We start from the raw sequence: 7,440 nt of genomic DNA, 5'->3' as shown, positions 1-7,440 counted from the left end.
TTTGTTAACTAAAGCTAACATTTTCGCCTTTTAAAATTTGATTCATGGTATTCATAGCACACATTTTTCCACACATCGAACACGAATTTAAATCACTTGGCCTTTGTTCATTAAACATTTGCTTAGCCCTTTGTCCATCAATTGCTAAGCAAAACATTTTTTACCAATTAATTTCTTGCCTTGCCCTACTCATATAATCAATCTTTCTTTCCTTTGGCAATTTAGCTAAGCCCCCCCCATGTGCTACTATACCATCTCTTACATCATTTATATTTGACAATCTTAAATATTCAGCCGGGGTTAAATAATGAAGCATATCAACCCCACTCCAAGCAACAACAGCACCCCCCCCCAATTGCCCAACTTATGTGTTAGTACCCCGTTCCAATATCAGTAACCAAAGGTCCTAGCACATAAAAAGGAGCACCTTTGCAAATTCGTTTTTCTAGCTTAACATTTGCCTCAATTTCATCTATACACGTATGTCCAGGTCCTTCTATCATTACTTGTACTCCTATTTCCCAAGCCCTAGAAGTTAGCATTGAAGGTTCAATTAACTTACTCATTGCTTGAATCATGAGTACTTCCTAGATGCAAAGCATCACCTAAGGATAAACTAACATCAAATTTAGCACAAATTTCAAGCAAATCATAAAAATACTCATAAAAAGGATCTTCTTCTTCATGCATTTTCATCCACGCAAAAAGCACACTTTCACCCCTTAAAACTAATTTATGACCCTTGAGTTTATTCCTGCATAAATGGTCATAAAATCAACCCCATTTTTAGCATGATGATAAATAACATCTAAAAAATCCTTAGCGTGAATTTCTTTTAAATCTTTTTGCAAAAAACCGACAGCATCATAAATAGGAATGATTCCTATCATGGCATTTGATTTATTTAAAAGCTGGGTTCTAAATTCTTTAGTAGCTCCATAATTGCTTAAATCCATAATGACCTCAACGCCAAATTTATGAGCCAATTCTACCTTTTTCATCTCCTCTTCATAATCCATGCAATCATTTGAAATTCCCAAATTTACATTGATTTTTGTCCTTAAACCATAACCTATGCCATTTGGGTTTAAAATTGCGTGGTTAATATTTGCAAGAATGATAATTTTGCCAAGCAAGATATTTTCTAGTAAAAAATCTTCACTAACTTCTTCTTTACTAGAAACAATGTTCGTTTGTGGAGTTAAGATACCTTTTTTTGTATATTGCATTTAAGTCATATTCTATCCTTTTTAAAAAATGGATAGAATATGTAAGTAAGCAGATAAATCTTCCCACGCTAGCATTATCTAATTCTGGTTCAATCTAAGTTTAAAGCTTACTCTCAGCCTATAACACAAGCTCCCGTCATTTATAGCAAAAATATAATAAAAATTTATAAATAAAACTAAAAATCTTCTTCTTGTTTTCTAAAAAATCTAATAGCCTCTTTACATTTTTTGCACTTAAATTTAGTACCCTTTAATTGAATTTTTTGATGGATTCCAAAAGGTACGTCATGAATTAACCCAACGCACTCACAAACATAAAGATAAACAGCGTTTTCATCATCTTTTTGATCCCTAGTTTCTTCAAAGCTTATATCTTCATTTTCTTCTGTAGATAAGGATTCTCTTCTCCATTGTTCTATCTTCATATCTTCGTATAAGATATGTTCTAAAAGCCATTTTTTAGCCACTACATAAAGCTTTTCTTTTAAATCATTTGTGCTTTTAATGGTTTTTATAAGATTTATCATAGATTGTATTATTTCTTTATGTATAATTCTGTGTTGTTCTAATTCTGGATAGCTAATAAGTTGCATATATTTTTCTTCATCGTGAAAGTGGTCTTTCATGTAATTAAAAAATTCACTCAAAACGACTTTAATATCTTCTTTATAAATAGGCTTATCAAACATATATTCGACCTTGCCTGCTAGGTCAAAAAGTTTTTTATGTTGCTCGTCAATCTTAGCATTATGAACGCTATAACTATCATCCCATTTTGGAAACATCAGAAGTCCTTTTTTCTGTTACAATCTCTGTTTTAACATAGAATAAATCTTTTTGACACTTCTTGCATCTTAGTGTTTTTTTATGGCAAGAAATATCAAGGTGGTCTTGATAAACAAGAATATGTTGAGCTTTACAAGGACAAGAATAGATAAATCTTGGTTGTTTAAGCACAACTTCCTTTGGCATAGGTGGGACAACTACTTCTTGACCACCTGAATTTAAGTATTCTTCTTGTAATTTTGCAAAATCTTCCTCTTCTTTTAAAAAATTTTGTTCATTTAGCCACGAGCCTATCATCATATCATGGTGAAGTATGTGGTCTAACAACCAATCAGAAATCACAGTATAAAGCTTTTCTTTTAGATCATTTGTGGTTTTTACATTTTGTATAAGATTAGACATATCGCTAACTATATCTTTATGCATAATCTTATGCTCATTCAAATAAGGATAACCTATATCTTGCATATATTCTTCTTCATTATGAAAATGCACTTTCATGTAAGAAAAAAGCTCACTTAAAATTTCTTTAAGCTCAGACCTTTCAACATACTTATAAACAGCACTTTCAACCTTAGAAGCTATCTCAAAAAGCTTCTTGTGTTCAGCATCTATCTTTGAGTCATTAATACTATATTTGTCTTCCCAAGGTGGAACTAGCTTTTCCAAAGTCAATCCTTGAATTTACGAATTTATTTAAGACTTATTATTGCGATTTTTCTCTTAATAAAAAATAAAATAAGACATTTTTAAATAGGAGAAAAATAAAAGCTTCTTTAACTAATAATTAATTTTTGGTAGTTTCCTACCAAAAATTAATATAAAATGATATGTACCTTTTGAGGTCCGTGAACACCAAAAACGGTGATTAATTCTATATCTGCTGTACGAGATGGACCTGCTATAAAAAGAATATTTGTAGGTAAAATTTCATGTTCTTTTTTTACCAAATTTAGAGCCTGACTTATACTTTTAACGACATTTTCCTTTTTTAAAAGCATAATGCAAAGTTTTGGAGCAAGTGAAAGCATTCTTGGTTGTTCTTTTGAAGAAAGCACCAAGGCTACTCCATGAGAACTAACACCAACCCTAGCATTTATAATAGAAAAATCACTATGAAAAACCTCGGTCCTTAAATTTTCTATCTCCTTATCAAAGCAAATCTTTTCACTTGCCTTAATCTTATCTAAATTTAAGCCCAAATTTGCAGGATAAATTAATTTTTCATAACCATAACTAGCGCTTATTTCGTTAATCTTTTCTTCCAAATTTTCAAAGCTTGAAACTTCCACGACATACTTATTATCGCTCATTTTTTGCTTCATTTCCTCACATGCGTCATCTTTTGTAATGATATGTTCTACAGGGTCTATACTAGCACTACTTTCAAATTCAGGTATCTTATAGGCATTGTTAAATTTGGCAAGAATTTTTTCCTTACTTGATTTTGAAATTTCATCAATCCTACTCATAGCTAACTCCTTGAATTTTTTGTACTTCTTTATAAAGGTCAAGTTTTATTTGAGGTAAATCCTTAAATTCACTCCATTTTTTAACAATAGGCAAAGACCCCTTAAAGCTTTGTACAAACCAGTTAAAATAATGTGCCTTAGATAAATAAAAACGCCAACTATCACCGTTTGTAGCCATTTTTTCAAATTTCTTAAACACACTTGCTTCTAGGTTATTTTTATGCACTAAATTTGTACCCATTGGTGGATTTTCGCCCTGCCCTATTTTATTTGCCCTTAATTTTCTAATCAAATCAGCAAGTGGAATTTTAACAGGACAAACCTCTGAACACCTTCCACAAAGAGAACAAAAGCTTAAAATATCACCTGTGTTATCCATGCCAAATAAATTTGGGCTAATTACTTCGCCAATTGGTCCTGGATAAATAGTTTGATAAGCATGTCCTCCTATTTGATCATACACAGGACAAAAATTCATACATGCCCCACAACGAATGCAACGCAAGGCCTCGTAATAATCCTTATGAGAAAGCATATCGCTTCTATGGTGGTCAAATAAAATAACATGCACTTCTTTTGGACCATCTAAATCGCCATTTTTTCTAGGTCCACTTATTATGTTATTGTAAGTTGGGATAAATTGCCCTGTTGCAGAAGGAGTAAGCAAACAAACCATAGTAGCAGCATCTTCAAAGCTTTGCATTACCTTTTCTACCCCACAAAGTGCTACATGTATGTCAGGGGCTGTTGTACACATTCTACCATTACCCTCATTTTCTATAAGCCAAAATGCCCCCTCCTTAGAAATGGCGAAATTTACGCCACTAAGCCCCATTTTAAGACCTTCAAATTCATCTCTTAAATGCTTTCTAGCAATGGCATTTAATTTTTCTATATCACTTTCAAGTGGGGCGTTTAATTTTTCTTTAAAAATTTCGCCCACCTCGTAGCGATTTCTATGGATTGCAGGAACTACGATATGAACAGGGGTTTCGCCATTTAATTGCAAAATAAGCTCACCTAAATCTGTTTCAATGGCACTAATGCCCTTTTTTTCAAGGAAGTGATTAAGACCTATCTCCTCACTTGCCATTGATTTTCCTTTAAGAATTTTATTTATGTTTTTTTCTATCATTAACTCATAAATAATCTCACAGGCTTCTTCATCGCTACTTGCCCAATGGACCTTAATACCATTTTTGCTAGCATTTTCTTCAAATTCTAATAGTCTATCTTTAAGGCTCATTAAAGCATTATTTTTAGCTGTTTTTGCCTTATTTCTTAGCCCTTGCCAATCATTAAATTTATCTTTTATTATATTTAAACGATTTCTTTGCAAGGTATGCATAGCCTTCATCAAATTTTCACGCATTTGATTATCGTTTAATTTTGCGCCAACAATTTGTTCGTGTGGAAGCTTTTTGCTCATAACCTTTCTCCTTGTATGCGTTTAAGTAAAAAATCATACAAATGAACGCCTTTTATATCAAGCCCCATTCTTTTCATAGTACCACCTATATTCATCAAACAACCACCATCGCCACTAATTAAATATTTAACACCTGTTTTTTTAATATCTTCAATCTTAGTTTTAACCATGGCATTTGAAATGGCTGGTTCTTTCACAGAAAAGGTACCACCAAAGCCACAACATTCTTCTTCGTATTCTAACTCGACTAATTCTACATTTTTAAGCTTATTAATCAAATTTTTACTTGATTCAATGCTTTTTTGAACCCTTAAAGCATGGCAATTTGAATGCCAAGTTACCTTAATGGGTTCTCCTTTATCTTCATAATTTACATTTAAAACCTTATCTAAATATTGAGAAAGCTCAATTACCCTAGAACTAAAATTTTTAACCATTGCAAAATCAGGGCTATCCTTTAAAAGCTCTAAATAATCATGGCTCATCATACCAGCACAAGAACCACTCACAACGACTATTGGATAGTCTTCTTCAAATAAATTTACATTGTAAAGTGCGATATTTTTGCTTTCTTCAAAATAACCAGAATTAAAAGAAGGTTGCCCACAACAGGTTTGCTTTTTTTTAAAGATTACTTCTATATTTTCTCTACGCAAAAGTTTTATAGCATTTAAAACACTTTCTTGAAGTGCTGCAGTACCAAGACAGGTAGCATATAAGTATACTTTTTTCATTTTTTATCCTTAGTAAGATAAGCTCTAAAAAAAATTAGAGCTTATAATCATTTCGTTAAAGGTATAGTTTCAGGAATTATACCGCTCATAAAGAATGCTATAATGCAAGTCCAAATTCCTATTAAAAGAATGAAGGCAACTGAATATTTAAGTGTAAATCTAAATAAATCAGATTCCCTACCTACAAGTCCAACCGCAGCACAAGCAATGGCTATACTTTGAGGGCTAATCATCTTGCCTACCACGCCACCTACTGAATTTGCTGCTAAGAATAAGGCTTCGCCTACTCCAAGTTCTTTTGCTGTTACTTGTTGAAGTGGTCCAAAAAGTAAATTCGCACTAGTATCAGAACCAGTTAAAAATACACCTATCCAGCCTATAATAGGGCTAAAAAATGAAAAAGCATCGCCTGTTTTTGCAAAGGCTTGTCCTAGTGTAGCACTCATACCGCTATTTTTAGAAACAAAGGCAAAGGATACAACAAGTCCTATAGTTATACAAGGAATAGCCATTTCTTTTAATGTATCCCAAAAGCAATCTGCTACTTCATTTGTTTTAATCTTTAAGAACCAAATAGTTAAAAAGGCTGCAAGCAAGATAGCTGTTCCTGCTTGAAGTCCAACAAAGCTAATGCCTTGTGAAAGACCTATTGCTTTACCATCTGGGTCAATGATACTTGCATTTATATTAGTAGCTGCTATGGTAATTTGAGTATAATCTAAAATTCCACCCTTTGCAAAAAGTGCTTTAAACCAAGGTTGAGTCCAAATAACTATACAAATAATAAGTAAGATAAAAGGTAACCACGCCTTAAATACTTTGCCAAAGCCAAGTTGAGTATCGTTAGAAAATTCTTTTAAATCATCAAGTCTAAAAATATTGCTTGGTTTCCAATATTTTAAAAATATAGTAGTACAAGCCAAAGATACAATAGCAGAAGCAATATCCGGTAATTCTGCACCTAAGAAATTTGAACTAAGAAATTGAGTACCTGTAAAGGTAACTGCTGCTACTAAAATAGCTGGAAAGGTTTCTTTAACTCCCTTTATGCCATCCATTAAAAATACAATGAAAAAAGGCACGGTTAAGCTTAAAGGTACAAGCATTCTACCAACCATTGCTGCAACTTCTTTTTGTTCAACTTGAACTAAATTTGCCATAGCTATAATTGGAATTCCCACTGCTCCAAATGCTACGGGTGCTGTATTTGCTATCAAACAAAGTCCTGCTGCATAAAGTGGCTTTAAGCCAAGTCCTACAAGCAAGGCTGCTGTGATTGCCACTGGACCACCAAAGCCAATTGCCCCTTCTAAGAAAGAACCAAAACAAAAGCCAATTAAAATTACTTGAATTCTATGGTCTGGTGTAATAGACATAACGCTTTGTTTAATAATCTCAAAAGAACCTGATTTTATAGAAAGCTTATATAAGAAAATAGCTGCGATAATAATCCAAGCTATAGGCCACATACCCTGTGCAAAGCCTTGCACGAATGACGCACCTATTAAAGAAAAAGGCATATCATAAGCAAATAATGCCAAAATAGATGCAAAAACTACGGTTATAAAACCTGCTAAATAGCCTTTTAGTTTGAATACTAATAAACAAAGCAAAAAGCATAAAATAGGCAAAAATGCTATAACGGCACTGAGCCAAATATTTGAAAATGGGTCATAAACTTGTTGCCATACCATTCAAATCTCCTTTTTTTTGAAAAATAATTTTAAGTTCGTTTTGATTATATACAAAAAAATAAAACTAAGTCAATAAAACAAAGCTTGTTAAAAGCT

The 7,440-nt window shown here is 32.6% G+C and carries 6 protein-coding genes, 2 pseudogenes and 1 riboswitch; all 8 genes and pseudogenes read right to left on the bottom strand.

Features of this window, described 5'->3' with window-relative positions:
• Positions 1-4 precede the first annotated feature (4 nt).
• Positions 5-316 (bottom strand): annotated as a pseudogene (locus FMM58_RS09330) (phosphomethylpyrimidine synthase ThiC).
• Between the two features lie 55 nt (positions 317-371).
• A pseudogene (locus tag FMM58_RS04010) lies at positions 372-1,229 on the bottom strand (phosphomethylpyrimidine synthase ThiC).
• Positions 1,230-1,272: 43 nt separating this feature from the next.
• Positions 1,273-1,376, bottom strand: a riboswitch (TPP riboswitch).
• Between the two features lie 29 nt (positions 1,377-1,405).
• The gene (locus FMM58_RS04005; protein WP_150141313.1) at positions 1,406-2,014 is read right to left on the bottom strand and encodes a bacteriohemerythrin; all 609 of its coding nucleotides are present in this window, start codon (positions 2,012-2,014) and stop codon (positions 1,406-1,408) included.
• Positions 1,995-2,684, bottom strand: coding sequence for a bacteriohemerythrin (locus tag FMM58_RS04000; RefSeq protein WP_150180422.1), 690 nt, complete (start codon positions 2,682-2,684; stop codon positions 1,995-1,997). The genes FMM58_RS04005 and FMM58_RS04000 overlap by 20 nt, the downstream gene beginning before the upstream one ends.
• A gap of 146 nt (positions 2,685-2,830) precedes the next feature.
• Positions 2,831-3,487, bottom strand: a complete 657-nt coding sequence (locus tag FMM58_RS03995; protein ID WP_150141317.1) for a lactate utilization protein C — start codon at positions 3,485-3,487, stop codon at positions 2,831-2,833.
• A complete protein-coding gene (locus tag FMM58_RS03990) occupies positions 3,480-4,916 on the bottom strand; it encodes a LutB/LldF family L-lactate oxidation iron-sulfur protein (protein WP_150141319.1) in 1,437 nt (478 codons plus the stop codon). The genes FMM58_RS03995 and FMM58_RS03990 overlap by 8 nt, the downstream gene beginning before the upstream one ends.
• Positions 4,913-5,650, bottom strand: a complete 738-nt coding sequence (locus FMM58_RS03985) for a (Fe-S)-binding protein (RefSeq protein ID WP_150141321.1) — start codon at positions 5,648-5,650, stop codon at positions 4,913-4,915. The genes FMM58_RS03990 and FMM58_RS03985 overlap by 4 nt, the downstream gene beginning before the upstream one ends.
• Positions 5,651-5,697: 47 nt before the next feature.
• Positions 5,698-7,344: a lactate permease LctP family transporter gene (locus tag FMM58_RS03980; RefSeq protein ID WP_150180421.1), complete on the bottom strand. Its 1,647-nt coding sequence runs from the start codon at positions 7,342-7,344 to the stop codon at positions 5,698-5,700.
• Positions 7,345-7,440 lie beyond the last annotated feature (96 nt).

The organism is Campylobacter sp. LR291e (genome assembly GCF_008633915.1).
Lineage (GTDB): Bacteria > Campylobacterota > Campylobacteria > Campylobacterales > Campylobacteraceae > Campylobacter_D.
This window is presented reverse-complemented; position numbering and strand designations above follow the sequence as displayed.

Bases quoted from the DNA above. Each gene is read 5' to 3' on its own strand.
- FMM58_RS03990 (WP_150141319.1), bottom strand. From the start codon at position 4,916: ATGAGCAAAAAGCTTCCACACGAACAAATTGTTGGCGCAAAATTAAAC.
- FMM58_RS03995 (WP_150141317.1), bottom strand. From the start codon at position 3,487: ATGAGTAGGATTGATGAAATTTCAAAATCAAGTAAGGAAAAAATTCTT.
- FMM58_RS03980 (WP_150180421.1), bottom strand. From the start codon at position 7,344: ATGGTATGGCAACAAGTTTATGACCCATTTTCAAATATTTGGCTCAGT.
- FMM58_RS04005 (WP_150141313.1), bottom strand. From the start codon at position 2,014: ATGTTTCCAAAATGGGATGATAGTTATAGCGTTCATAATGCTAAGATT.
- FMM58_RS03985 (WP_150141321.1), bottom strand. From the start codon at position 5,650: ATGAAAAAAGTATACTTATATGCTACCTGTCTTGGTACTGCAGCACTT.